This window comes from Algirhabdus cladophorae (assembly GCF_044772865.1).
Lineage (GTDB): Bacteria > Pseudomonadota > Alphaproteobacteria > Rhodobacterales > Rhodobacteraceae > Algirhabdus > Algirhabdus cladophorae.
In genome coordinates, this window is the sequence record NZ_CP173029.1 from 3,296,392 (window position 1) to 3,322,068 (window position 25,677).

Annotated in this window: 21 protein-coding genes; 13 read left to right on the top strand and 8 right to left on the bottom strand. The window is 54.8% G+C overall.

All coding sequences use genetic code 11. The features are described 5' to 3' along the window. Positions 1-31 precede the first annotated feature (31 nt). Entirely contained in the window at positions 32-940 is a 909-nt protein-coding gene (locus ACIRQ6_RS16025; protein WP_420861605.1) for an epimerase, read from the top strand. On the opposite strand, the gene ACIRQ6_RS16030 is transcribed toward ACIRQ6_RS16025, so the two are convergent. From ACIRQ6_RS16030 to leuC, 4 genes are all read right to left on the bottom strand, one after another. Further along, positions 866-1,957: an endonuclease/exonuclease/phosphatase family protein gene (locus ACIRQ6_RS16030; RefSeq protein ID WP_420863923.1), complete on the bottom strand. Its 1,092-nt coding sequence runs from the start codon at positions 1,955-1,957 to the stop codon at positions 866-868. The genes ACIRQ6_RS16025 and ACIRQ6_RS16030 overlap by 75 nt on opposite strands. Continuing rightward, positions 1,933-2,733, bottom strand: a complete 801-nt coding sequence (locus ACIRQ6_RS16035; RefSeq protein ID WP_420861606.1) for a hypothetical protein — start codon at positions 2,731-2,733, stop codon at positions 1,933-1,935. Before ACIRQ6_RS16035 ends, ACIRQ6_RS16030 begins: the two co-directional genes overlap by 25 nt. Before the next feature lie 356 nt (positions 2,734-3,089). Beyond that, positions 3,090-3,695 (bottom strand): 3-isopropylmalate dehydratase small subunit, encoded by a 606-nt coding sequence (gene leuD, locus ACIRQ6_RS16040; RefSeq protein WP_420861607.1) that lies wholly within the window; start codon positions 3,693-3,695, stop codon positions 3,090-3,092. Further along, the gene (gene leuC / locus ACIRQ6_RS16045; protein ID WP_420861608.1) at positions 3,695-5,101 is read right to left on the bottom strand and encodes a 3-isopropylmalate dehydratase large subunit; all 1,407 of its coding nucleotides are present in this window, start codon (positions 5,099-5,101) and stop codon (positions 3,695-3,697) included. Before leuC ends, leuD begins: the two co-directional genes overlap by 1 nt. A 223-nt stretch (positions 5,102-5,324) precedes the next feature. Here leuC and ACIRQ6_RS16050 point away from each other — a divergent pair, with 223 nt between their 5' ends. From ACIRQ6_RS16050 to ACIRQ6_RS16095, 10 genes are all read left to right on the top strand, one after another. Further along, complete coding sequence (locus tag ACIRQ6_RS16050) at positions 5,325-6,731, top strand: mechanosensitive ion channel family protein (protein WP_420861609.1); 1,407 nt, start codon at positions 5,325-5,327, stop codon at positions 6,729-6,731. A 291-nt stretch (positions 6,732-7,022) separates the two neighbouring features. After that, positions 7,023-7,385: a ribosome silencing factor gene (gene rsfS, locus ACIRQ6_RS16055; RefSeq protein ID WP_420861610.1), complete on the top strand. Its 363-nt coding sequence runs from the start codon at positions 7,023-7,025 to the stop codon at positions 7,383-7,385. Positions 7,386-7,394: 9 nt separating this feature from the next. Continuing rightward, positions 7,395-7,865, top strand: a complete 471-nt coding sequence (gene rlmH / locus ACIRQ6_RS16060; RefSeq protein ID WP_420861611.1) for a 23S rRNA (pseudouridine(1915)-N(3))-methyltransferase RlmH — start codon at positions 7,395-7,397, stop codon at positions 7,863-7,865. Positions 7,866-7,881: 16 nt separating this feature from the next. Beyond that, on the top strand, positions 7,882-9,402 hold the full coding sequence (gene gpmI / locus ACIRQ6_RS16065; protein ID WP_420861612.1) for a 2,3-bisphosphoglycerate-independent phosphoglycerate mutase: 1,521 nt from the start codon (positions 7,882-7,884) through the stop codon (positions 9,400-9,402). Continuing rightward, a complete protein-coding gene (locus ACIRQ6_RS16070) occupies positions 9,399-10,517 on the top strand; it encodes a murein hydrolase activator EnvC family protein (RefSeq protein WP_420861613.1) in 1,119 nt (372 codons plus the stop codon). Before gpmI ends, ACIRQ6_RS16070 begins: the two co-directional genes overlap by 4 nt. Before the next feature lie 7 nt (positions 10,518-10,524). Next, complete coding sequence (locus ACIRQ6_RS16075; RefSeq protein ID WP_420861614.1) at positions 10,525-11,862, top strand: S41 family peptidase; 1,338 nt, start codon at positions 10,525-10,527, stop codon at positions 11,860-11,862. Positions 11,863-11,924: 62 nt separating this feature from the next. Next, positions 11,925-12,407 (top strand): RNA pyrophosphohydrolase, encoded by a 483-nt coding sequence (locus ACIRQ6_RS16080; protein ID WP_420861615.1) that lies wholly within the window; start codon positions 11,925-11,927, stop codon positions 12,405-12,407. Next, positions 12,404-12,895, top strand: a complete 492-nt coding sequence (locus ACIRQ6_RS16085; RefSeq protein WP_420861616.1) for a hypothetical protein — start codon at positions 12,404-12,406, stop codon at positions 12,893-12,895. The genes ACIRQ6_RS16080 and ACIRQ6_RS16085 overlap by 4 nt, the downstream gene beginning before the upstream one ends. A gap of 39 nt (positions 12,896-12,934) precedes the next feature. Then, positions 12,935-13,789, top strand: coding sequence for a class I SAM-dependent methyltransferase (locus ACIRQ6_RS16090; RefSeq protein WP_420861617.1), 855 nt, complete (start codon positions 12,935-12,937; stop codon positions 13,787-13,789). A gap of 53 nt (positions 13,790-13,842) precedes the next feature. Then, positions 13,843-16,872 carry an error-prone DNA polymerase gene (locus ACIRQ6_RS16095; protein WP_420861618.1) on the top strand — a complete coding sequence of 1,010 codons (3,030 nt, stop codon included), beginning with the start codon at positions 13,843-13,845 and terminating at the stop codon, positions 16,870-16,872. 309 nt (positions 16,873-17,181) lie between these two features. Here the strand turns inward: ACIRQ6_RS16095 and ACIRQ6_RS16100 are convergent, their stop codons facing one another. The 4 genes from ACIRQ6_RS16100 to dapE all read right to left on the bottom strand — a co-directional run bounded on the left by ACIRQ6_RS16100 (position 17,182) and on the right by dapE (position 22,710). Further along, positions 17,182-18,564 carry a lytic murein transglycosylase gene (locus ACIRQ6_RS16100; RefSeq protein WP_420861619.1) on the bottom strand — a complete coding sequence of 461 codons (1,383 nt, stop codon included), beginning with the start codon at positions 18,562-18,564 and terminating at the stop codon, positions 17,182-17,184. Positions 18,565-18,699: 135 nt separating this feature from the next. Then, a complete protein-coding gene (gene rnr / locus ACIRQ6_RS16105; RefSeq protein ID WP_420861620.1) occupies positions 18,700-20,955 on the bottom strand; it encodes a ribonuclease R in 2,256 nt (751 codons plus the stop codon). Positions 20,956-20,989: 34 nt separating this feature from the next. Continuing rightward, positions 20,990-21,568: a TIGR04282 family arsenosugar biosynthesis glycosyltransferase gene (locus ACIRQ6_RS16110; RefSeq protein WP_420861621.1), complete on the bottom strand. Its 579-nt coding sequence runs from the start codon at positions 21,566-21,568 to the stop codon at positions 20,990-20,992. Next, positions 21,565-22,710 (bottom strand): succinyl-diaminopimelate desuccinylase, encoded by a 1,146-nt coding sequence (gene dapE / locus ACIRQ6_RS16115; protein ID WP_420861622.1) that lies wholly within the window; start codon positions 22,708-22,710, stop codon positions 21,565-21,567. The genes ACIRQ6_RS16110 and dapE overlap by 4 nt, the downstream gene beginning before the upstream one ends. Before the next feature lie 277 nt (positions 22,711-22,987). On the opposite strand from dapE, the gene ACIRQ6_RS16120 reads away from it, so the two are divergent. Beyond that, positions 22,988-24,568 (top strand): Hint domain-containing protein, encoded by a 1,581-nt coding sequence (locus ACIRQ6_RS16120; RefSeq protein ID WP_420861623.1) that lies wholly within the window; start codon positions 22,988-22,990, stop codon positions 24,566-24,568. A 17-nt stretch (positions 24,569-24,585) separates the two neighbouring features. Continuing rightward, a complete protein-coding gene (locus tag ACIRQ6_RS16125) occupies positions 24,586-25,659 on the top strand; it encodes a Hint domain-containing protein (protein WP_420861624.1) in 1,074 nt (357 codons plus the stop codon). The last annotated feature ends 18 nt before the right edge of the window (positions 25,660-25,677 follow it).

A 25,677-nucleotide genomic window follows, 5' to 3' on the forward strand; every position in this document is an offset into this window, starting at 1 on the left:
TCCCGACAGGATTTTTAGAGGAGCATAGACAATGGAAAATACAGTTTTAATCTTGGGCGGCTCTGGACGGTTCGGTCGCAACGCTACTGAGGCCTTCAAAGCGGCGGGATGGGAAGTGCGCCAATTTGATCGCGCCACCGACAATCTTTGGGATGCAGCATGGGGGGCCAGCGTGATCGTGAACGCGTGGAACCCGGTTTATTATGATTGGGCGCGCGATCTGGGTCCCCTGAATGCCCAGGTGATCGAGGTAGCAACCGCCAGCAAATCGACGGTAATCCTCCCCGGCAATATCTATAATTTCGGACGTGACATGCCGTCGATACTAGGGGACGACACCCCGCAAAACGCAACCACTGGACTGGGCCGGTTGCGCGTAGACGTAGAAGCGGCCTATCGCGCCTCAAGCGTGCAAACCATTGTTCTACGGGCCGGAGACTTTCTCGAAAAAGACGCATCGGGCAACTGGTTCGACAAGGTTATCGCACCTCCATTGTCCAAAATGAAAATCACCTACCCCGGCGCATTGGATGTGATCCATTCGTGGGCCTATTTGCCGGATATGGCAAGGGCCGCCGTGCTGCTGGCCGAACGCCGCAAGAGCCTTCCAAGTTTTGTTGATATTCCTTTTGAAGGCTACAGCCTGACGGCCCGTGACCTTGCCGCTGGTTTTAGCGAAGCATTGGGCAAAACCGTGACACCAAAGCAAATGGGCTGGCTGCCAATCTGGGTGGCACAACCGTTTTGGCCCTTGGCCAAGCACCTGCTTGAAATGCGTTACCTTTGGGACACGCCCCATCAGATCGATGGTTCGGTCTTGGATCAGTTTTGCCCCGAATTTCGCGCAACTCCTTTGGTCGATGCACTAAGGTACATCGCGCAGGATTACGTCCACCCAGACCAACCTGTGTCGCCCCGCCGCACGACCGTCGTCTCCTAAAAGCTTAGCATCGGGGGATCCTTCGGCAGGCCAAAACACACCGCTGTTGGTGATGCTCAGGTCCGCCGAAGGCAGCACATAATCCACACGCAGGTTTCCGGGGCCGTCAAAATCAACGGTATCCAAAGCAGGATTACCTTTGTGATCTGGGTCAGCCGCCAACAGTCCCCCTTGGCTGACAGGTTGCGCATCCGTGATCATAGGATGCGCCAGTAAATCCAACTGGGTCTGATGCAGGCCCTGACCATCCACGGGGTCTAAATTCGATGTGCCCATGATGGCAAAGGGCGGCCGTGGAGGCACGCCCGTTTGCCCGTCCAATATCTGGGACCATAGACGAATTTCGTCGCCGTTACGCTTGCCATTGCGGTCCTCAGGCCCATCAAAAACCGGTGGGGTCGCATGAAACATAAGGGCTGTGAAAATCTGCGAGGGCGCTATTTCCACAGGGACACTCCAATGGCCCGTGGTCGATAAACGCTGCACATCGAACACCGCGTCCGTCGGGAAAAGCTGGCCGTCCCACGTGGGTAGATTGGCGTTAGGTACATCGCGCCACAGCACCTTAGAATATGATACCACCTGCGATGTCAGAACCGGATAGCGCGACAGCAGGGCCATCCCCCCGTCCCCGGCAAAGCGCCCATAGCCCTGAGCATCTCGCGCCTCGTCCAGCTTGCCGTTGCCGTCAATGTCTAGACCTGTCGGTAGGCCCGTATTGGGACGTAGCGCAAAGCTATAGCGCATCTGATGACCGGCATCGCCAATCTTTTCGCCCAGCGCAGAAAGAGCGCGGTTATCCGCGTCATAGTCAATGTCTTGTAGGGCGATGATGTCTGGTTTTATGCGTGCGATTATCGCAGCTACGGCCAAGACATCATCCGTGCCTCTTTGGATATCGCGCAACAACAGACCGGGGCCTTTGCGCGACAATTCGGTGTTAAAGCTGGCAATGCGCAGACTGTCGGCTTGGGCCGCAAAGCCTGCACAGATCAGACTGGCTGAAACCCATCCAATTGGGCCTTTTCGTAGGCCCGCTTGCGCTGATTTTCGATCATATCGGCGACGCGCCCCATGGCGATGCCGCGCATGAACAAACTTGCTGGCAAAAAGGCCCATGCTGTCATTGTCCAGATCAGTGTTTCGGGGCTGTTCATTGACACCGGATTAAACGTGTCCGCCGCCAGTTTAACAACCGCTGGAATGATGAATGGCAGCAGAAACCCTAAGATAATGTTAAGATGTGCGTCACGTCTTAACCTTGCGACAACATCTCCACCGGCTGTGGGATCAAATGTGGGCAGGTTTACCCAAACGTTAAAGCTACCGTTGCTGGCGGGCCACTTGTTCAAACGCAATGTGATGAGAAATGCAGCCAGCGACAAAAGCGACGTGAGATAGCTGATGCCAGCAGCAGTGCGCACTTTAATCAGTAACTCAGCAGATGTGTCTTGCGGCATCATCAAAACCACCAGTCGCACAGGCGAATAGGGAAAATCGATCGACTTGCCAATCAATGTGCCGATTGCGCTGCACAACTGAGTAAACGTGTTAGGCTCAAATTCGCCGCGCGCGATGACCGTCAACATAAAGACTGTGAAAAACAGCGAGATAAAGCGCAGCCGGTTAAACGGCGGTGCATCACGGAATTCGACAAGGCTGGGGTAGCTTGAACTGTATTCAACAAAGGTAAAGAGGGCCGCAAAAACGGCAACGACGGCCACAGTCAACGTGCCGTCGGCATGGGAATTGGGCAGCATCAAAGACGGCGTTGCCACAAGCAAAACCACCATAAATGCGCGCACAAAAGCGCCTGAGAGCCTTGAAATCACTGCTCGTCTACCTTCAATCTGGCCGGACCGAATACGTTGCTCGGTCTCTGTTCCATCTTGACGCCGTCCAATTGTGACGGCTTGCCTCATTCTTGCCCAACTTTTGCCCAATTTCCCAAATCCTCACAAGGTTTGAATAGAAGTGACGACAAAAATTGGGCTCTTTGAGGGATAAACTGGTGCGCCTTTGCATCAAATTTTAGACGTAAAAAAGGCGCAGGCATGGGAATGCGCTAGATGTTGTGCTGCAGCACCATGTACCCACAAAAAAGGCGCTGCCCCTAAGGACAGCGCCTGTCTATTTTATGAACGAAACATTAAACCCAAGGACGTGCTGAGGATGCGGCGGCCTCGAACGTGTCGATTGAGGCGGCTTTTTCCATTGTCAGACCAATATCATCCAGACCTTCCAGCAGGCATTTCTTTTTGAAGGCATCAACTTCAAAGCTAAAGACTTCTCCATCTGCCGAGGTGACCGTCTGCGCCGTCAGATCAATTTCGATCCGCGCGTTCGAGCCTTTTTCAGCGTCTTTCATCAGAACGTCCACTTGTTCCGGGGACAACACAATTGGCAGGATCCCGTTTTTAAAGCAGTTGTTGTAGAAGATATCTGCAAAGCTGGTCGAGATCACGCTGCGCACACCAAAATCCAGCAAAGCCCATGGCGCATGTTCGCGCGAGGAGCCACAGCCAAAGTTATCGCCCGCCACAATGATCTGTGCCTCGCGATATTGGTCTTTGTTCAGCACGAAATCCGCGATTTCGTTGCCGTCATCGTCATAACGCATCTCATCAAACAGGTTCACCCCAAGGCCAGACCGCTTGATGGTTTTAAGAAACTGCTTGGGGATGATCATATCCGTGTCGATGTTGATCAACGGCAGGGGCGCGGCAACGCCGCTGAGGGTGTCAAACTTTTCCATTACATCATCTCCCGCACGTCAGTGAGTTTACCGGTGATCGCCGCGGCGGCAGCCATGGCCGGTGACATCAAGTGTGTCCGCCCCCCACGGCCCTGACGGCCTTCGAAGTTGCGGTTGGATGTTGCCGCACAACGTTCGCCCGGCTTCAACTGGTCAGGGTTCATCGCAAGACACATAGAACAGCCCGCAAGGCGCCATTCGAAACCAGCGTCTTTAAAGATGTCTGCCAGACCTTCTTCTTCGGCTTGCGCACGGACCAAACCAGACCCGGGAACGATCATCGCCCGCATGCCGTCTTTGATCTTTTTGCCTTTCAGGATCGCAGCCGCAGCGCGCAGGTCTTCGATCCGGCCATTGGTGCAGGATCCGATAAAGACCGTGTCGATAGTCACATCTGTCAAAGGTGTGCCCGATGTCAGACCCATATAGTCGAGGGAGCGCTCAGCGGCCCCAACTTTACCACCCTCAAAGTCTGTTGCGTTCGGAACTGTCGCCGTAATCGGCAGCACGTCCTCGGGCGATGTGCCCCAAGTCACAGATGGTGCGATGTCTTCGCCTTTCAAAGTCACCACTTTGTCGAAATGCGCGCCTTCGTCAGTGAAGAGCGTTTTCCACCAGTCCATCGCCGCTTCCCATTGCGCACCCTTTGGCGCGTGCGGGCGGCCCATACAGTATTCATAGGTTTTTTCGTCCGGTGCAATCAGACCCGCACGTGCACCACCTTCGATGGCCATGTTGCAGACGGTCATGCGTCCTTCCATGGACAGATCACGAATGGCCTCACCACAGTATTCGATCACATAGCCGGTCCCACCTGCAGTCCCGGTTTCGCCGATAACTGACATGGTGATGTCTTTGGCCGTTACACCTGGCTTCAACTTGCCCGTGATCTCGACCTTCATATTTTTGGACTTTTTCTGGATCAGCGTTTGCGTGGCCAGAACGTGCTCGACCTCGGAGGTGCCGATGCCGTGGGCCAAGGCACCAAAGGCACCGTGGGTCGCTGTGTGGCTGTCACCACAAACAACGGTCATGCCCGGCAGGGTCCAACCCTGTTCGGGGCCAACGATGTGCACGATGCCCTGACGCACGTCTGATACCGGATAATAGTGCAGACCAAATTCCTTGGCATTGGCATCCAACGCTGCAACCTGAACGCGGCTGTCTTCGGTCATGGTTTGCGCATCGGCGCGGTCCAGCGTCGTTGGCACGTTGTGATCCGGCACCGCAATAGTCTTGTCCGGAGCACGCACTGTGCGGCCTGACATCCGCAGCCCCTCAAAGGCTTGCGGCGAGGTCACTTCGTGAACCAAGTGGCGGTCAATATACAGCAAGCAGGTTCCATCGTCTGCTTCATGGGCCACATGGGCGTCCCATATTTTATCATAGAGTGTTTTGGGGGACATATCGGTCCTCTCCCGTAGTTTGAGTTGGCTAAAAAACTTGGCTTTCAGGCGACGTTATAGTCGTGCCAGAACGGTACGACATGCGCCGTAAAAGCGTTCACGCAGGCGCGTGCGGTCTTGCATGTCGACATCGATCATCATGGGCCATGCAGATACACCCCGTTGATCCATCTCGCAAGGCCTAGCGGGTTGCGATCACAAACAACTGGGATAGAGTTGCACAATGGAGCAAGACAACACGCAACCGACAACGCTGGAGCAGTCCAGCACCGCACCGACAGATCAAGCCGGCCAAAGCACTCAAGATATTGCTGAATCAGCAGATCAAATTGTCGCTGTCTCGACCGATATTCTGCAAAAGGCTGAGGGGTTTGTTACCACCTTGCTTAGGCCTTGGAATGCTTATCAACTGGGCATTGCCTTGGGCCTGTTTATAGCGGCGTACCTGCTGACCCGGATCATCGGCCCAAAGATCCACACGTGGATGCGGAGCCGTGAGGGCTGGCCCAAGTGGCGCATGCGCTTGCTGGTTTTACTACACCAACGCCTGCGCGCCATTTTCTTTATTGGACTGGTCTGGACCACAGTTTGGATCATGCGCGAAGTCACATGGCCGTCGCGCAGTTATTTGCTAACTGTGATCGCCAATTTGGCCACTGCTTGGCTGATCGTAAGTCTCGCGACGAGATTGATCAAAAGTCCCTTCCTGCAAAAACTGGTTAGTTATGGCGCGTGGATTTGGGTCACCTTGCGGATTTTGAACCTTACAGGTGACGCGGAGGCCCTGCTGGATAGTGCCGCGGTCGAAATCGGATCAACCCGCGTTTCACTATGGTTGATTTTGCAAGCCATCGTTTTGCTGGGCGCGCTGTTCTTTGCCGCGCGATTTGTATCGTCCACAACGGCTGCACGCATTCAAAGCAACGAGGAAATCAGTCCATCCATGCGGGTTCTTGTGGTCAAGTTCACGCAAGTCCTGCTGTACGGTGCCGCATTCTTTATCGGGCTCAAGGCCGTTGGATTTGATCTGACTGGTTTGGCCGTACTGTCCGGCGCCATTGGTGTGGGCCTCGGTTTTGGGTTGCAAAAGGTTGTCTCGAACCTTGTGTCCGGTGTGATTATTTTGCTCGATAAGTCAATCAAGCCGGGGGATGTGATCAGCCTTGGGGAAACCTTTGGTTGGATCAATTCGCTGGGTGCGCGGTACGTCAGCGTGGTCACGCGCAACGGCAAAGAATATCTGATCCCAAACGAAGATCTGATTACGGGGCAAGTGGTTAACTGGTCCCACTCCAATGACTTTGTGCGCCTCGATATTTTCTTTGGCACCGCCTATCATGATGATCCTCACAAAGTGCGCGCCATTGCCGTGGCCGCAGCCAAGGATGTGGCGCGGGTCCTTAGCATCAAGGCGCCTGTGTGCCATATCGTAGGGTTTGGCGACAGCAGCGTAGATTATATTCTGCGATTCTGGATCGACGACCCAACTGGCGGGCTGACCAACATTCGCGGTGCCGTCTACCTTGCCCTGTGGGATGCGTTTCAGGAAAATGGTATCTCTATTCCGTTCCCGCAACGCGAGGTCAAAGTCTTGGACAGCCCGACTGCGCGGGCACTAGAAACCGACTGAACAAGATACTGGTTCAATGACGCACTGTGCCCTGCCCGACACATCCCGGCAGCAGCATTTGCAACGCATCCAAGACTCAGCTTGGCATCTGGCGCCAAAGCGGTATAGGCGACGTCCGAAAGAGCGCAAGGCACTGAGTCTTCGACAGATTGGTGCGTTGAGATTTTACATTTGAAATGGTATCCTGCCATAAGCCGCCAGTGTGCTGCGGACCAAATATAGTTTTTGGAGGACAATGAACTGTCTTTATCACAAACGTCGGCGTCTGATGCCGACACGGAAGCAAGCCTGATGGCCGCTCCCCTCACAGCAACCAGCGACGGGCTGCTTGCGACAATCCTTGAGACCTTGGAAAGCGAAAAAGCCGAAGAAATCGTGAAAATCGATTTGCGCGGAAAATCCGAAATGGGCGACTATATGGTCGTCTGTACTGGCCGTTCGTCCCGCCAGGTTGCCGCGCTGTCTGAAAAGATCGTCGACAAGTTGAAGGCCGATTTTGGGGTCCTCAGCAAAATCGAAGGCAAAGATCAGGGCGATTGGGTCTTGATCGATACCGGCGATGTTATCGTTCATATTTTCCGTCCTGAAGTGCGCGAGTTCTATCAGTTAGAGAAAATGTGGCTGAGCCCCGCTGAACAGACCGAAACGGTCTAGCCACCCTCAATGCGGGTACACATCTGCGCTGTGGGCCGTCTGCGCGGCGGCCCTGAGGCAACACTCATCCAAGACTATCTGACACGGTTTGATCGTACGGGACGTGCCCTTGCCCTGGGCCCGGCCAAGGTGATCGAGGTCGAAGACAAAAAGAACCTTGGGATGCAGGCCGAAGCGGTGTTGTTGCAGCGGGCCATTCCCAAAGGCGCGTTAATCTGCACTTTGGATGAACGCGGCAAGACGCTGACCTCGCCCCAATTTTCCCAAAACCTTGCCAAATGGCGCGATGGCGGCCGGGCCGACGTGGCGTTTGTTATTGGTGGCGCGGACGGCATTGACCCCGCATTCAGACAAACTGCGGATTTTAGCCTGTCTTTCGGGACCATGGTCTGGCCCCATATGATGGTTCGCGTTATGCTAGCTGAGCAGCTTTATCGCGCGGCGTCTATTTTGGCAGGCAGTCCATATCATCGCGCTTGAACACACAGGAAATTCCATGACCAAGGCCCCCAAACCGGTTGTCCTTTGCATCCTTGATGGCTGGGGTCTGAGCGATCAGCGCCTAGGCAATGCCCCAGCTTTGGCGCGGACGCCAACCTATGACGCCATTATGGCCCAATGCCCAAATGCGACACTGATCACTCATGGTCCCGATGTTGGACTGCCCAAGGGGCAAATGGGCAATTCCGAGGTGGGCCATACCAATATTGGGGCTGGACGCGTGGTTGCGATGGACTTGGGCCAGATTGATCTGGCCATTGAAGACGGCAGTTTTGCCACCAACCCGCGAATTGTGGACTTTGCTGACATGCTGAAATCCAGTGGTGGGACGGCGCATTTGATGGGTGTAATCTCGGATGGTGGTGTGCATGGGCATATCACCCACGTGGTTGCTGCGTGTCAGACCCTTGTCGATGCCGGTGTCCCCGTTGTGTTGCACGCCATTTCCGATGGCCGTGATGTGGCGCCCTCGTCGGCCCACACTTATTTTGAACAACTCAATGCCAGCCTGCCCGCGGGCGTCACGATCGGCACAGTCACCGGTCGCTATTTTGCCATGGACCGCGACAACAGGTGGGACCGTGTCAGCACCGCTTATGATGCAATGATCAAGGGTCAAGGTCCGCAGGCCGACAGCGCAGCCGCAACCATTGATGCAGCCTACGCCGCTGACAAAACCGACGAGTTCATCTCAGCCACTGTGATCGGCGACTATACAGGGGCCAAAGATGGCGACGGTTTCTTTTGCCTCAATTTCCGGTCTGACAGGGCCCGCGAGATCCTGTTGGCCATTGGCGCACCAGATTTTGCCGAGTTTGAGACAGGCACGCGGCCAAAATGGGCGGGATTACTGGGCATGGTGCCATACTCGGACACACACAACGGCTTTATGACAACGGCCTATCCGAAACAGGAAATTGTCAACACGCTGGGTGCGTGGGTGGCACAGCAGGGGCGGCGGCAATTCCGATTGGCGGAAACCGAAAAGTATCCCCATGTGACCTTCTTTTTGAACGGTGGGCAGGAAACACCCGAACGTGGTGAAGATCGCAAAATGCCAAAATCCCCCAATGTCGCGACCTATGATTTGCAGCCCGAGATGTCGTCAGCAGAAGTAACCGAGGCCTTTGTCGATGCGATTGAGGCCGGGTATGATCTGATTGTAACCAACTTCGCCAATCCCGACATGGTGGGTCATACGGGCGATTTGGATGCCGCTATTGCGGCCTGCGAGGCTGTTGATACCGGTTTAGCGCAGGTTATGGAGGCCCTAAAGGCCGCTGGTGGGGCGATGATCCTAACAGCGGATCACGGCAATTGCGAAATGATGATCGATCCTGAAACTGGTGGCCCCCATACGGCCCATACGCTCAATCCCGTGCCTGTTGCCTTGGTTGGTGGTCCTGATGGCGTGCAATTGAACAATGGGCGTTTGGCAGATCTTGCCCCGACTCTGTTGCACCTGATGGGTATCAAAAAACCTGACGAAATGACCGGAAAGAACCTGATCGCGTGAGGATATTTGCGGCCTTTTCGTTGATATGTTGGGCAGGTTTTGCGTCGGCACAATCTGATCCGTCGCAAGATGCTCGTTTGGCCTCGCAGCAACTGGAGGCGGCGGTGGTCGCTTTGGACGCTGCACAATCGGCCAAAGATCGTGTTACGGCCTTGACCGAAACCGTACACGCTTTTGAAGACGGGCTGGCGGCTATGCGCGATGGATTGCGTCATGCAGCGCTGCGCGAGCAAGCGATTGAAGCGACATTTGCTGAAAAGGACCTTGAATTGCAGCGGCTCTTGGCCAGCATGCAGCGCATTGGCCGCGCCAGTGGTCCGCTTAGTCTGATGCATCCCGCAGGCGCATTGGGCACAGCCCGCGCTGGTATGTTGGTTGGGGAACTTGCCCCATCTTTGCGAGCCGAGGCGAATGTATTGAAGGCGCAACTGGATGAAGTCAGCGTTCTGCGGCAGCTTCAATCAGATGCCACAGAGCAACTGAAAGAGGCCCTCAGCAAAGTCCAAATCGCGCGTACTGCTTTGTCAGATGCAATTGCCAACCGCACAGATCTGCCCAAACGATTTACCGAGGACCCTGTCCAAACCGCGCTTCTGATCAGCTCGACCGAAACACTGGGGGCCTTTGCAACAGGCCTCATCGACGCCAACGAAAGTGGCACATTGCCTGAATTTGACGGTTTGCAAGGGCAGCTTCCCTTGCCTGTGGACGGTGCTGTCTTGCGTAGTTTTGAAGAGGCCGATGCAGCTGGCATCAAACGCCCCGGCTGGATCGTAGCCACAGCCCCCGCAGCCATGGTGACCAGCCCGGTGGCTGCAACGCTGCGCTATCAAGGACCTTTGCTGGACTACGGCACCGTCGTTATTTTGGAACCAGCCAATGATACGTTGCTGATCCTTGCAGGCATGCAGCAGGCCTTTGGGGCGATCGGCGATGTGCTGCCAAAAGGCACGCCTGTTGGACTGATGGGCGGTACAACCCTGCCACTTGACGGTAATTTGACGGCGAGTGCGCGAATTGACCCAAGACGCCGGACAGAAACCCTCTATATTGAACTGAGACGTGGACCAACGCCCAGTGATCCGGCACAATGGTTCGACCTGACAAAGGAATGACAACGCTATGAAGAAATTTGTGATGGCAGCACTGGGAGGCACCTTGGCCAGTGTGATTGTGACAACCCAGATCGCAGGCCCATTGGTGGCGCAAGAGAACGCTCAGAAATCCAGCGTTTATGAGCAGCTTGATCTGTTTGGTGACATTTTTGAACGCATCCGCGCACAATATGTCGAAGAAGTCGATGAAGGCGATTTGATCGAAGCGGCCATCAATGGCATGCTAACCTCGCTTGATCCGCACTCCAGCTACTTGCCCCCCGATGATGCAGAAGCCATGCAGGTCCAGACCCGTGGCGAATTTGGCGGCCTTGGGATCGAAGTGACCCAAGAAGAGGGTTTTGTAAAAGTTGTCTCGCCAATTGATGGGACCCCAGCCGATGCTGCGGGTATCGAGGCGGGTGATTTCATCACGCATGTGGATGGCGAAAGTGTTCTGGGTCTGACTTTGGACGAAGCCGTTGATATGATGCGCGGCGTTGTTGGATCCGAGATTATCATCACTGTTGTGCGTGAAGATGCGCCCGAACCGTTTGATGTCTCGATTGTGCGCGACATCATCAAATTGACCGCTGTCCGCACCCGCACAGAAGCCGAAAGCGTTGTGTTGCGTGTGACGACTTTTAACGATCAGACCTTCCCCAACCTGCGTGATGGTTTGGCCAAACAAATCGAAGAGGCCGGCGGCATCGACAAAATCAACGGTGTGATCGTAGATCTGCGCAACAACCCGGGTGGTTTGCTGTCGCAAGCTATTCGTGTGTCCGATGCCTTCCTTGAAAAGGGTGAAATCGTGTCAACCCGTGGCCGCAATATTCAGGATGGGGACCGGTTTAATGCACAGCCGGGTGATTTGGCACAAGGCAAACCGATTGTTGTATTGATTAATGGCGGCTCTGCCTCGGCATCCGAGATCGTTGCCGGTGCATTGCAAGATCATCGTCGGGCGATTGTGATCGGCACAAAATCCTTTGGGAAAGGATCGGTTCAGACAGTCATGCCATTGCGCGGTGACGGTGCGATGCGTCTGACCACCGCGCGCTATTACACCCCTTCAGGGCGTTCTATTCAGGCTTTGGGTGTCTCGCCTGACATCATCGTTGAACAGCCACGCCGCGTGGTCGAAGAGGACGAAGACGAGGATACAGCGCGTCCAACACGCACCGAAGCTGATCTACGAGGCAGTCTGAACAACGATAGCCTGTCCGAGGACGAAATTCGGCAGATCGAAGAGGATCGTGCCCGCGCCGAAGAGGCTGCTCAATTGCGTGACGATGATTATCAATTGGCCTATGCCATCGATATCCTCAAAGGCCTGTCGGCGCTTTCGCCTTCAGCAGACTAAACCGACTTAGGGCAGGCCAAAGTGTCTGCCCTTTTTCTATTCTATGACACGAAAGTCGCCGCATGACGCCCGAAGAGATAGCGCAACTGCCCTACCGGCCTAATGTCGGAATGGTTTTGATCAACCAACACAACCAGATTTTCGCGGCCCAACGGTTGGATCGCTATATGGATGCTTGGCAAATGCCTCAGGGTGGCATTGATCCCGGCGAAGATCCTGAGGTTGCCGCCCTGCGCGAGTTGGAAGAAGAAACTGGCGTCACCTCAGATCTTGTTGAAATTTTGGGCCAGTCTGATGGCTGGCTTCCCTATGATCTGCCCCATGAATTGGTGCCCAAGCTTTGGAAGGGCAAATATCGCGGGCAGGAACAAAAATGGTTCTTGTTTCGGTTTTTGGGCCAAGACGCGGATATCAATATCGAAACCGAACATCCTGAGTTTTCCAAATGGACGTGGATGGGCAAAGACGAGCTTCTGCAAAAAATCGTCCCGTTCAAACAGGATGTCTATTCGGCAGTTTTCGCTGAATTTGAGGGGTATTTATGAGGGCGTTCGTGTTCCTGATCGCTCTTTTTGCGGCCGGTCCGCTCCACGCGCTCAGTTGCTTGGCCACTGATATCGCTACCAGCTTTCAACGATTTGCGGCAGCCCCAGAACGCTATGTTGTGGTCCATGGGACGTTCCATTTTGACGAGGGCGCGTTGCCAAAGCCGCCCCAACACAACCCTAATTTAACCACGCCAAACACGCCAATCCCAGCTAGATTTCTTGGAAAATCTCTGTCCATGGATGGGTTTCAGAACAGGTTTGCCACAGACTTGGTTTTGAACGTTAAGTGCCTCGGCCCGTGGTGCGCGGCCATGACGTCAGGCCGCGATACTATCGCCTTTTTGCGCGCTGAGGACGGCGTCTATTCGCTTTCGATCAATCCCTGCGGGGGCGTGGCTTTCGCCGATCCGACACCCGCGATGATCGCACAAGTCACCGCCTGTATGCGCGGCCAAGACTGTGACGGCAAGCAGGCCCTGCGCTAAAGGCTTTCCTTGATGGAACCCATGGGCTAAGGGCTAGTTATGGCAAAACAAAAGCTGAATACGCAGGCAATTGGACTGGACATTGGTCTGGCCTTTACCAAATGGGTCACTGGTGCAGAGAACCTGCACTATGGGCTATGGACGGATCTTGAAGTGACGGCAGGCAATCTGCGCACGGCCCAAGATCGTTATACGGAAAAGCTGTTTGAACTGCTGCCAACCACGCCTTGCCGCATCCTTGATATCGGTGGTGGCGCAGGTGAGACTGCCGCAAAACTACTGGCGCTGGGGCATGAGGTCGAGATTGTTGTGCCCTCTGATTTTCTCGCAGAGCGGTGTCGCACAAATGCCCCCAAAGCCCGCGTGCATCAAATGATGTTCGAAGACTTTGAACACAGCAAACCCTTCGATCTGTGTCTTTTCTCGGAGTCGTTCCAATATATCCCTCTAAAAGATGGCTTGCCTAAGTGTCTGACAATGTTGACCCCCAAGGGCCAGATCATCGTCAGTGACTGCTTCCGCACCCCTGCCTATAAAATCCAACCCAAAGCCGCGACCGTGGGCGGCGGGCATCGTGAAACCCTGTTTCGGGATCTCTTGGCCGAGCAGCCTCTGCGCATCACCTCTGAAGAAGATATCACAAAAGCGGTGGCAGGCTCGGTCGAGCTGGAGCAAGCATTGTTTAACGTGTTTGGCTATGGGATTGGCCGGATTGATGACGAACTTTCCGCCAAACGACCAAAACTGCGCTGGACTTTGAACAAAGTGATCCGCGCGCTGATATCAGAACGTAAACGGGTCAAACTGGATCAACGCCTGAACCAACAAACCCGGTCTGCTGAAAATTTCTGTATGTACAATCGCTATTTAATGATCCGGCTGGACCGCGTTTAAGGCGCGGCACAACGCCTCTATAAAATGAGAACAAAATGTGAACATACTGGGGTATGAGATTCGCAGAACTGAATATCACCTCAAATTTCAGCTTCCTCATGGGCGGCTCCCACCCCGAGGAATATGTTGAACGGGCCGCCCTTTTAGGCCTAGAGGCCCTGACCATTGCCGATGAAAACTCGGTTGCTGGTATTGTCCGCGCCCATGCCCATTGCCGTGAGGTGACACGGTTTGTGCAAAAGCGTCGTGATTTTGACGCAAGCACTGGATTGATCGGGCCCCCAAAACCATCGCATCTGCAGGGCCATAGCTCCGCTGCGATTTACAACACGCCACGCCTGCTGCCTGCTGCGCGCCTTGTCTTTGAGGCTGGCTGGCAGATCACCGCACTCCCTTTGAACCGTAAAGGGTGGGGCGGGCTGTGCCGTATCTTGTCCGCAGGTCGCTTGCGTGCCGACAAGGGCCATTGCCTCCTGCATACCGCTGATCTGCTAGAGCATGGTGCGAACCTGATGCTGTTGATCCACCCGCCACACGCGGGCCAGCAGCACTCCGGCGCGGGCGGATGGGGGCAATTTGCACAACAGGTGACGCGCCGCTTTGGTCAAAACACTTCCCTGCTCATGGCCCCCAGCTACACAGGGCAAGACGCAAAACGATTTGCCAAAATTACCGAAATATCCACTCACCTCAATATCCCCACAATCGCCAGCGCCAGCCCAAAAATGCATCATGGCAAGCGGCGCAAGCTGACAGATGTACTGGCAGCGATCCGCTTGGGCTGTAAAGTTCAGGACCTCGGATCAACCGCCCTAACCAATGCAGAGGAACGATTGCGCAGCCCTTCTGAACTGCGCCACATCTTCAAAAACTACCCAGAGGCATTGGCAAATATCGCGACCCTTCTGGATCGTTGCACCTTCAGCCTGGACGAGCTGCGCTATGAATACCCATCAGAAGTCACTGGCGCGGAAACCGCCAGCCAGCGCCTGTCGCGTCTCGCCCATGAAGGGCTGCATTGGCGCTACCCCGCAGGACCGCCAGATAAAGTGGTCAAGATGCTGGAACACGAACTGACCCTGATCGCCAAACTAAAATATGAACCCTATTTTTTAACTGTGCGCGATATCGTCCACTTCGCCCGCTCGCGCGAAATCCTATGCCAAGGGCGCGGATCCGCCGCCAATTCCGTAGTATGCTATTGCCTTGGCGTCACTTCCGTCAGTCCCGAAGTGGGCACTATGGTGTTTGAGCGTTTTGTCTCTGAGGCCCGTAACGAACCACCAGACATCGACGTCGATTTCGAACACGAACGACGCGAAGAAGTCATCCAGCACATCTACAAACAATACGGTCGTCACCGCGCTGGCCTCTGCGCCACAGTGATCCACTATCGCGGCAAACGTGCCATTCGCGAAGTGGGCCGCGCCATGGGCCTTAGCCAAGACACGCTGTCTGCCATGTCCTCACAACTGTGGGGGTTTTTTAGCTCGAAGGGTCTCGAGGCCGAACGCATGCGCGAAATCGGCCTCGACCCAAATGATAAGGCCCTGCGCCAGACAATGGAACTGATCTACGAGGTCATCGGCTTCCCCCGTCACCTCTCGCAACACGTGGGTGGCTTTATCATCACTCAGGGACGATTGGACGAACTGGTCCCCATCGAGAACGCCACAATGGAAGACCGTACGGTGATCTGTTGGGACAAGGATGACATCGATACACTCGGCATCCTCAAAGTCGATGTGCTATCGCTTGGCATGCTCAGCTGTATCCGTAAGTCCTTTGATCTGATCGAACAGCACCACGGCACCTATTACGATCTGGCCACCCTCCCCCCAGAAGATCCGGTCGTCTATGACATGCTGTGTAAAGCCGACAGTCTGGGCGTCTTTCAGGTCGAAAGCCGTGCACAGATGAACTTCCTGCCGCGCATGCGCCCGCGCTGTTTTTATGATCTGGTGATCGAAACCGCCATCGTGCGACCTGGCCCGATCCAAGGCGATATGGTTCACCCCTATATCCGGCGCCGCAATGGTGAAGAGGTGGTCACATTCCCCTCAGATGAACTGGGGCGGGTGCTGGGTAAAACCCTCGGCGTGCCCTTGTTCCAAGAACAAGCCATGCAAATCGCCATCGTTGGCGCAGGCTTTGATCCGTCCGAGGCCGACCGGCTACGCCGTGCACTGGCAACGTTCAAAAAGCACGGCAATGTCACAGAACACAAACGCCGCTTCCTACAAGGAATGAAGGCCAACGGGTATGAGGATGAGTTCGCCCAGCGCTGCTTTTCCCAGATCGAAGGGTTCGGCAGCTACGGCTTTCCCGAAAGCCATGCCGCCAGTTTTGCCCTGCTTGTCTATGCCAGCGCATGGTTGAAATGCCACCACCCCGGCATCTTTGCCTGCGCTTTGCTCAACTCCCAACCCATGGGATTTTACGCCCCTGCCCAGATCGTGCGCGACGCTCGCGAACACGGGGTCGAGGTACGCCCGGTCTGCATCAACCACAGCTTTTGGGACAATGTGATGGAGCCTGATGGAAATGGCGGCCTCGCCGTGCGCCTTGGTATGCGCCAGATCAAAGGCTTGCCCGAGGATGATGTGACATGGCTAACCACTGCTCGCAACAATGGCTACCTCAGCGTAGAAGACGTCTGGCGGCGTTCGGGCATGGCACCGAAACTGATTACTCTGCTGGCCGAGGCTGATGCCTTTTTTAGTATTGGCCTCACACGACGACAGGCCCTTTGGGACGCCAAGGCCTTAGCCGGGGACAAGCCCCTACCTTTGTTTGCCCATGATCTAGACGGTGAAGGGATTGTCGAACCCGCCGCCAACCTGCCCGCAATGACCGAAGGCGAAGAGGTGGTTGAAGATTACGTCGCCATGCGCCTGACCCTGCGCACGCACCCAGTGGGATTGATCCGCCACCGCTTGACCCCAGGTATGGGACAGCGCCCCCAACTCTCACTTATTCAAAAGGACATTCCCGTCCTCAACAAAATCACTCAAACCCGCGCTATGCATCCAAGAGACCTGAACGTTTTCAGCAAAGCGCCCCAAATTGCAGCAGTTGGATGATTATCGGGGAACGGCCTCCAGCACGAACGCCGACGATCCCTAACGGCGAGGAAACCCAGTTTGTGGAACATCAAATGCCTTTGACATGTTCGTCACACCATTGACCCAAACGGACTGTCAGACGTGAAAAGACATTCGGAAATCACGCAGCGAAAGCTCTCAAAAATTCGAAACTCTCTGAACTTGGTGTAAGCGAGGTAAAGGTGCACGACCTTTCCCATTGTTTGCGCGACAAGGCGCACTTAATTTTTCTTTGTTTAGAAATCCCCAATGCAGGCATCCGCCACTCCAAGGACTGAGACCGCCGAATTACCCTCTTAGTAATTTCATCAAGGCCTCAGACGGGAACCCATCCGGTGTCACACCACGCGATTTTTGGAAGGCGCGGATTGCATTGATCGTGTTGGGGCCGATGATCCCGTCTACACCATCTGTGTCAAAACCCTTGCGGGTCAGGATCCGTTGCATCCGTTGTTTGTCCTTGAATGACAGAGGTTTATAACCACGCGGCCAACTTGCCTGAATTTCGGGGCCACCTTTGAGGCGATCCGACAAATGTCCTACCCCAATGACGTAGGCGTCCGCTTTGTTATATTTCTCGATCGCGGCAAAGTTTGAAAAGATCATGAACGCTGCACCTTGGGCACCGGCAGGCAGCAAGATCGACGCTGACCCAAAATCACGCACAGCCCGGCCCTGCACGTCTACAACGCCTTGTTTTGCCCACGCACTAGGCAATTGCCGATTGTTGCGGCGCGCAGAAGAATAGTCGAACCCCCTAGGAAGGCGCACTTCCACGCCCCACGGCATACCCTTGCGCCAACCAGATTTCGCCAGATACGCCGCCGTAGAGGCCAGAGCGTCTGTTGGATCGTCGGACCAAATATCGCGCTTTCCATCGCCGCGAAAATCAACGGCGAAGGCTTCATAAGACGTCGGGATAAACTGTGTATGGCCCATAGCGCCAGCCCATGAACCGGTCATATTGCGTGCGCTGACATCGCCGTTTTGGATGATCTTCAAGGCGGCCACCAATTGCGCTTCAAAGAACTTTCCGCGCCGTCCATCATAGGCCAAAGTCGATACGGCTTCGATTAACGGCGTATCGCCGCGGTGGGCACCATATGCACTTTCTAGCCCCCACACGGCCGCAACGACTTCTTTTTCGACGCCATAACGGTTTTCAATTTCTTGCAGCACGCGGCCATATTTACGCAAAGCGGCTTTGCCGTTCTTAACCCGTGTCGGGCTGGCAGCGCTGTCCAGATAGTCCCAAATTTGCTTGGTAAATTCGGACTGGTTGCGATCCTTTTTAATCACCCCTGCATTATATCGCACATTGCGAAATGCGTCGTCTAGAGTCGTTTGTGAGATCCCTTGTGCGCTGGCACGGCGTTTGAAACCCGAAATCCAACGTTGAAAACCTGCATCCGCCGCAGAGGCTTGGACCGTTTGCACCTGAGCCTGTTCCTGTGATTGGGGTGATAGTTGCGGCGCGCGCGCTGGCCGGGCCTGAGGCCGCAAAGAGGTGCGCAACGTGGGCACCACAAAGCTGGCCTGAACGGGCTCAACACTGCGCGCCATGGGCCGCATTGATTGTGCCGGGGCATTTGCACCGCTGGCTGTCGCGCCAAACGCTAAAACAAGGCCAAGGGCCAGAGAGACTTTGAACATACTGCGTCGAACCTGCATACCGCTACCATACCATTAACTGGATTGTTTCTATTCTGGAAGCAATCTGCGTCATTGTGAGGGGAAAATCAGATCAATTTCCCGATTGCTGCGTAAGTGAGCGGATTTTGACCAATCCTTAGATCTGCCCCGTGCTTAGCGCCGTGTTCGGCTGACTTTGCGTTTGGTTTTAGCAGCCTTGCGTTTGGCACTGCCCAGTTTGCGTTTGGGGGGACGTCCACCTGACCGACTACGGCCTTTAGGCATCTCTTTGTCTTCGATGCTAATCAAATCCAACATCAGCCCACCTGTCACTGGTGTGGCCTCGGCCAATTTGACCAAAACGCGCTGACCCACAGTAATCATCATCCCCGTATCGGATCCCATCAGACTGGGCACCTCAGCGTCGAAGTGGAAATATTCGCGACCCAGATTTCGAATCGGCACCAACCCATCCGCGCCAGTTTCATCCAGCTTTACAAAGGCTCCAAACCGTTGAAGTCCACTGATACGCCCGCTAAATTCGCTGCCCACGCGTTCAGAGAGATAAGCCGCCAGATACCGATCTGTTGTATCACGCTCGGCAGTCATAGAGCGCCGTTCTGTATCCGAAATTTGTTGCCCCGTGCTTTCCAACATCTCAATATCTTCGGGACTGAGGCCGTCATCACCCCAGCCATGGGCACTGATCAAAGCACGGTGGACGATCAAATCGGCATAGCGTCGAATGGGCGAGGTGAAATGTGCATAGGCCCGTAGCGCCAGACCAAAGTGGCCAAAACTTTGTTGGCTGTAGTAGGCCTGCGTCATGGACCTTAGGGTCGAGATATTGATCAGTTCTGCATGATCCGTTTCGCGCGCGGCAGTCAAAAGTTGGTTCAAGTGTCGGGTTTGCAGCACCTGGCCTTTGGCTAAATTTAGGCCGGCAGATTGCGCCACCTCACGCAGGCTTTCCAGTTTTTCCGGGGCTGGTTCTTCGTGGACCCGCAGCAACAGAGGTTGTTTTTTGGCCAGCAAAGTTTCGGCAGCAGCCACATTTGCCAAGACCATAAATTCCTCGATCAACTTGTGGGCATCAAGGCGCTCTTTGAAATTTACTGATGTGACTTCACCGGTTTCAGCCAAAACAATTTGCCGTTCGGACAGATCCAGTTCCAATGGTTGTCGATCTGCGCGGGCACGACGCAGGGCTGCGTAGGCATCATAAAGGGGTTTCAAAACAGGGTCTAATAAAGCCGAACACCGTTCATTTGGGGTGCCATCAATGGCCTCTTGAACCTCTTCGTAATGCAGAGCTGCAGGCGAGCGCATCAATCCCCGGTGAAAGCTGTGATCCAGCTTTGCCCCACCAGCATCAATACGCATGCGCACAGCAAGGCAGGCCCGCTCGACGCCCTCATGCAAGGAACACAGATCCCCAGACAAGCGGTCTGGCAGCATCGGAACCACACGATCAGGAAAATAGGTTGAGTTGCCGCGCTTACGCGCCTCGCTGTCCAATTCGGACCCAGGGGTGACGTAATGCGCCACATCGGCAATAGCCACCCAGATTACAAAACCGCCGATGTTGTCCTTTGCGTCATCCGCGTGAGCGTAACATGCATCATCATGATCGCGCGCATCATGGGGATCGATCGTCACAAGCGGCAGATCCCGCAAATCCTCGCGCCCCTCCAGCCCCGCAGGCGTCATTGCGTCGGCCTCAGCCACAACTTTGTCTGGGAAATCGTCAGGGATCCCATGCTGATGGATCGCAATGAGCGAGACCGCCTTTGGGGCGGAAGGATCGCCCAGCCGCTGAATAACCCGTGCTTTGGGCAGACCTATGCGTGCTTTGGGTCCCGCTGATTCAGCCTCGACCAATTCGCCGTCCTTGGCCCCATGGATAGCATCACCAGGTACGTGCCATTCTTTGTCCGCCCCCTTATCGATAGGGACAATGCGACCACCTTCGGCACCTTTACGAAACACGCCAAGGATCTTGCGTGGATTGGTTCCGATGCGTCGGATCAGGCGGCCTTCATAGGCGTAATCTTGGTCTTTGACTTCGGTCAGACGCCCCAAAATACGGTCGCCTTCGCCCAGTGCAGGATCGGACGCACGCGTCATCATCAGTATCACGGGTTCTGGCCCGTCGCCTTGCCACTCTAAAGGACGTGCGAACAGATCACCGTCCGTATTGGGCGGCAAAATTTGCAACACGTTCACTGGCGGTAGCTTGTCAGGATCACGATAGGTTTTTTTCTGTTTGCGCAGATGGCCTTCTGCCTCAAGCTCCTTCAGGAGGCGTTTGAGATCGATACGCGCTGCACCTTTTATCCCAAAGGCCTTGGCGATATCGCGTTTGCTGGTCAGGGTAGGATTGTCACTGATCCATTCCAGAATTTCAGACTTGAGTGGGATATGAACCATGTTTCACGACCTAGAGATCTAACTTAACAGCAATCTAGCCTGTTTTCAGGTCAGCGACAGTATCGATATCTTGTAAAACTGCGATTTCCGCAATGTTCAGGTCAGGCATGGAGGCCTTCGTGTCAGCCAAAGCGAATTCGGACGACCAACGCACACCCTGAAACAAACAATTGGGCACAGCGCGGCTACGCTTGAGCCCGACCAACCAATACCCGCCATCTGGCGCAGGTCCAAAAACCGCATCATGGGTGCCCAGCGCTTCAAAAGCTGCTTTGATATGAACTGGGGTGACGCCGGGAATGTCAGCGCCTATTATCGCTACCGGCCCTTTTGGCAACCCGCGCATCAAACGCCCCATGCGGTCGCCTAGGTTCCCGCTGCCTTGGGCCACGCGGGGCAGGTTTTCAGGCCAAATGCGGCTGTTTAGACCCTGATAATCTGGGGACACCGCCAAAATCAGGTGCCAGCGTGGATCGGTCAAACGGCGCAGAACCCGCCGTGTTTGGTGTCGAAACCACCATGCTGCCGCTGTCATTCCGATATCGCGGCCAAGCCGAGTTTTGACCCGACCGGGACGTGGCTCTTTGACCATCACCACCAATGTGGGCTTCATGCAAAATAGTCCTGCAGGATCTGCCCATAGATCGCCTTAAGCTGGCTAATCTGTTCCACAGGAACGCATTCATCAACCTGGTGCATCGTCTTACCAACAAGGCCAAACTCAACCACAGGACAGTGGTTTTTAACAAAACGTGCATCCGAGGTGCCACCCGTCGTGGACATCTCGGGACGGCGGCCAGTTTGCGCCATAACCGCGTCCGAGATAATTTGTGACAGTTCCCCGGGTGGGGTCAAAAAAGCCTCGCCCGAGACTTTGATTTGCACATCAATTTCAACGCCAAAAGTCGCAGCAACGCTGGCGGCCTGATCATTCAGCCACTGGGACAAGGATGCGCCTGAATGGATGTCATTGAACCGGATGTTTACCGTCGATTTGGTTTGGGCGGGGATCACGTTAGTGGCGGGATTGCCGGTGTCTATGGTCACAACTGCTAGGGTAGAGGCGTCAAAATGGTCGGTGCCCTCATCGAGGCTATGACTGGCCAGCTGATCCATCAGTCGCGCCATGGCAGGCAGCGGGTTATTGGCACGATGCGGGTAGGCCGAATGACCTTGCTTGCCAGTGACCGTGAAAAAGGCTGTCAGACTGCCACGGCGCCCGATCTTCATCATCTCACCCATCTCATTGGGGCAGGTTGGTTCGCCGACCAGACACAACGACATCTTTTCGCCTGTCTCGTCCATCCAATCGAGCAAGGCCGTGGTGCCGTCTTGGGCGTCGCCCTCTTCGTCACCAGTGATGGCAAGGATCAACGCCGCGTCATCAGGCAGGTCTTTGCTGAAATCAATAGCCGCCGCAGCAAAGGCGGCCACACCGCTTTTCATATCCGTGGCGCCGCGACCATACATGATCCCATCGACGATTTGCGCGCCAAAGGGATCCTGCGTCCAATCCTCTAAATTGCCAATGGGCACCACGTCGGTGTGGCCGTTAAAGCCAAAACTGCGGCGTGCGCCCTTGGGGCCGCATCGGGCAAAAAGATTACATATGCCGTTGCGATCCACACGCGTGCATTCGAAACCAGCGGGCGTCAGAAGCGCTTCGAGCACTTCTAGTGCGCCTTCATTTGCAGGGGTCACAGATGCGCAGCGAATAAGATCACTTGTCAACGAAATTGGGTCTGTATGTGTCATATGCTTTGTTTGTCAGACCGCCCCTTGATGTTCAAGCTGACCCAACGTCAAACCCTAAATGCAACAGTTTTTAAAGACTGTTAAAAAAAGATTAACAATTCAAAGTTGTAGCGATACTCTGAGCTTACAAAACAATGACCCGAGGCAGGGCATTCATATCAAGGACCGTCAGAGTCCATCTATCGAGCGGGCATCAAAAAGCCCACAAATTAAGACATCGCGCAGTGGCGTGATGGATATGTTTGCACATGTCTCGACCTAGGGTTGGGGCGGAAAAATGGTTGCAGCATCGGAACTTCCGATAGACACAGGCGCATCTGCACTTGAGATGGCGCAGGAGATTTTTGGCAGTGGCGTGACCATTGTGACGGCTGCTGGATCAGCGCCGTCCTATAATGGCGACAGTCGATCGTCAGGGATCTATACGGATGGCGACGCAACCTCGCCCGGGGTTACGCCCGGCGATACAGGCGTAATCCTGTCAACTGGACGGGCGCAGGATTTCACCAATACCACTGGCCAATCAAACCAAAATACGAACACCTCAACCAACACATTCGGGCAAACCAACAACGCAGACTTTAATGCCGCCGTTGGCACAAATACCTATGATGCCGCATTTCTAGAGGTGGATTTCATCCCAACGGGCGATTTCATGACGATGCAATTCGTCTTTGCTTCGGATGAATATCCTGAATATTCCAACTCGATTTACAATGATGCCGTAGGCGTTTGGGTCAACGGCGCGTTGGTCCCCCTTTCCGTAGGAGACGGGTCAACCAGCGTCGGCAACGTAAACAACGTCGATAACATCAACCTCTATAACGACAACACCCAAGACCAGTTCAACACTGAAATGGACGGCTTTACTGTCACCATGAGCTTGACCATTCCGGTAAACTCCGGGGCTGTAAATTCGATCAAAATCGGGATCGCTGATGTTGGTGACAGCAGCTACGATTCCAGCCTTTTGATTGCTGGAAATAGCGTTCAGACCAGCCTCATCGCGGATGACGACAGCACGACAGTTTTGATCAACGGGACAAACACAGTCGACGTTTTGGGCAATGACATCGGATCAGGCACTTTGACCGTCACTCATATCAACGGCCAAGCCGTTGTGGCTGGCAGTACAGTGACTTTGGCATCGGGCGACAGCATTACATTGAACGCGGACGGTACGTTCGAGGTCGAAGCAGACAGTGATGCCGACACCTTCAACTTTACCTACCAAGTGGCAGATACGAACGGTAACACAGATACGGGTATCGTCACTGTTGATACGATCCCTTGCTTTGTGGCCGGCACGCTTATTGCCACGCCGGATGGTCAAACCCCTGTCGAAGACCTCGCCGAAGGTGATCTGGTGATGACCAAGGATGAGGGCCCGCAACCCCTGCGCTGGATCGGCCAGCGCACAGTTCCGGCCGTAGGGGATTACGCCCCGATACAGATTGCCGCAAACACCTTTGGCCGCCATGAGACACTTATGGTGTCGCCGTTGCACCGTGTTTTGATCCGCGATGCTTTGGCGGAACTCCTCTTTGGCGAAGCCGAGGTTCTTGTAGCGGCAAAAGATCTAATCAATGATCACTCCGTGCAACGCATAGACGGCGGGGACGTCCGCTATGTGCACTTGCTTTTTGACAAACATCAGGTGGTGTTTTCAGGCGGACTCACAACCGAGAGCTTCCTTCCGGGACCGCAAACAACCAATTGCTTTGAAGTCGAGGTCGTGCGGGAAATTTGCAAGATCTTCCCTGAATTAGACCCTGAAACGGGCAAAGGATACAGCCCCGCAGCACGCCGGACACTGCGCCATTTCGAGGCACGTTTACTCGCCTCGAAAGCGGCCTAACCGGCCGGTTGCGCTGAATGAGCTGGATCGGCCTCTGCGATTTTGAACAGCCTGCCTTTCGTGTGGGCGGTTTGCACAATCCCGATCGCCCACCCAATGCAACAGACAGCGTTCTGGCCAAAGGCACCATTCTGGCCGAGGTTTTGCTAACGCCCAGCACGTCGGATCACGTCATTCTAGACTACAAATGCAGTGGTGACTGGCCCTTGCGCGTGAACATTCAAAAGGCCACTTGCGGTACGTTTTGGATGTATATTGAACAGGGGCGCTACAACCACCTCCACGCTCTGCCCACACCTTTGGCCCATTTCGCCGGAACCGTTCAAATCAGCTATTCGTGGGATGGTCCGTCGCGGCTGGGTCACCTGGGCGTCTATGTCCCTGCAACGGGCCTTGTTTATCAAAACCATCTTGATGCTCCGCGCCCGATGCCGATGGGGGCGCTTGCCGATATGACCCTGACCCAAAGCACACGCAGGCACTGCGATGGGTTGGCCTTCTTTGCAGTTTCCAATCAGGTCGAACCCTTGGGGGTGCCTTTGGGATTGACCTCGGGCACAACCGTTTTGTGCAAAAAGGCTCCGCGCACCGTGGGCGATCTTAGACCCGGGATGACGGTTGTTTGCCACGGCCAACCCGATCAACAGGTGCAGTGGGCTGGATCGCGACTGCGCCCTGCCCGTGGTGCTGCTTTGCCAATTAGGATCCGCGCGCCGTATCTGGGCTTAACCCAAGATTTAATCGTGGCCGCGGATCAAAAGATCGCGTTGGACGGGCCAGACGTCGAATATTTGTTCAGTCAGGAAAGTGTCCTCGTGCGGGCACGTGATTTGATCCATGGCCCCATGGCGATGATCGAAATGCGTCCTAAGGTGATGCGCTACGCCCATGTTTTCCTTACCAATCAAAGCATGATCAGGGCAAATGGCTGCCTCACGGAAAGTCTGCACCTGACTACCAGCGCGCAAAATGGTCTGAAGTCGCAAAATACCATGTCGCGGCTTTGCAATGTCGAGGCCCATACAACGCAAAGCACACCGTCCTTGCGTGGCTTTGAGGCCATGACTTTGAACCGAATTCTAGCCGCATAGCGCATAGCCTTGAAATCT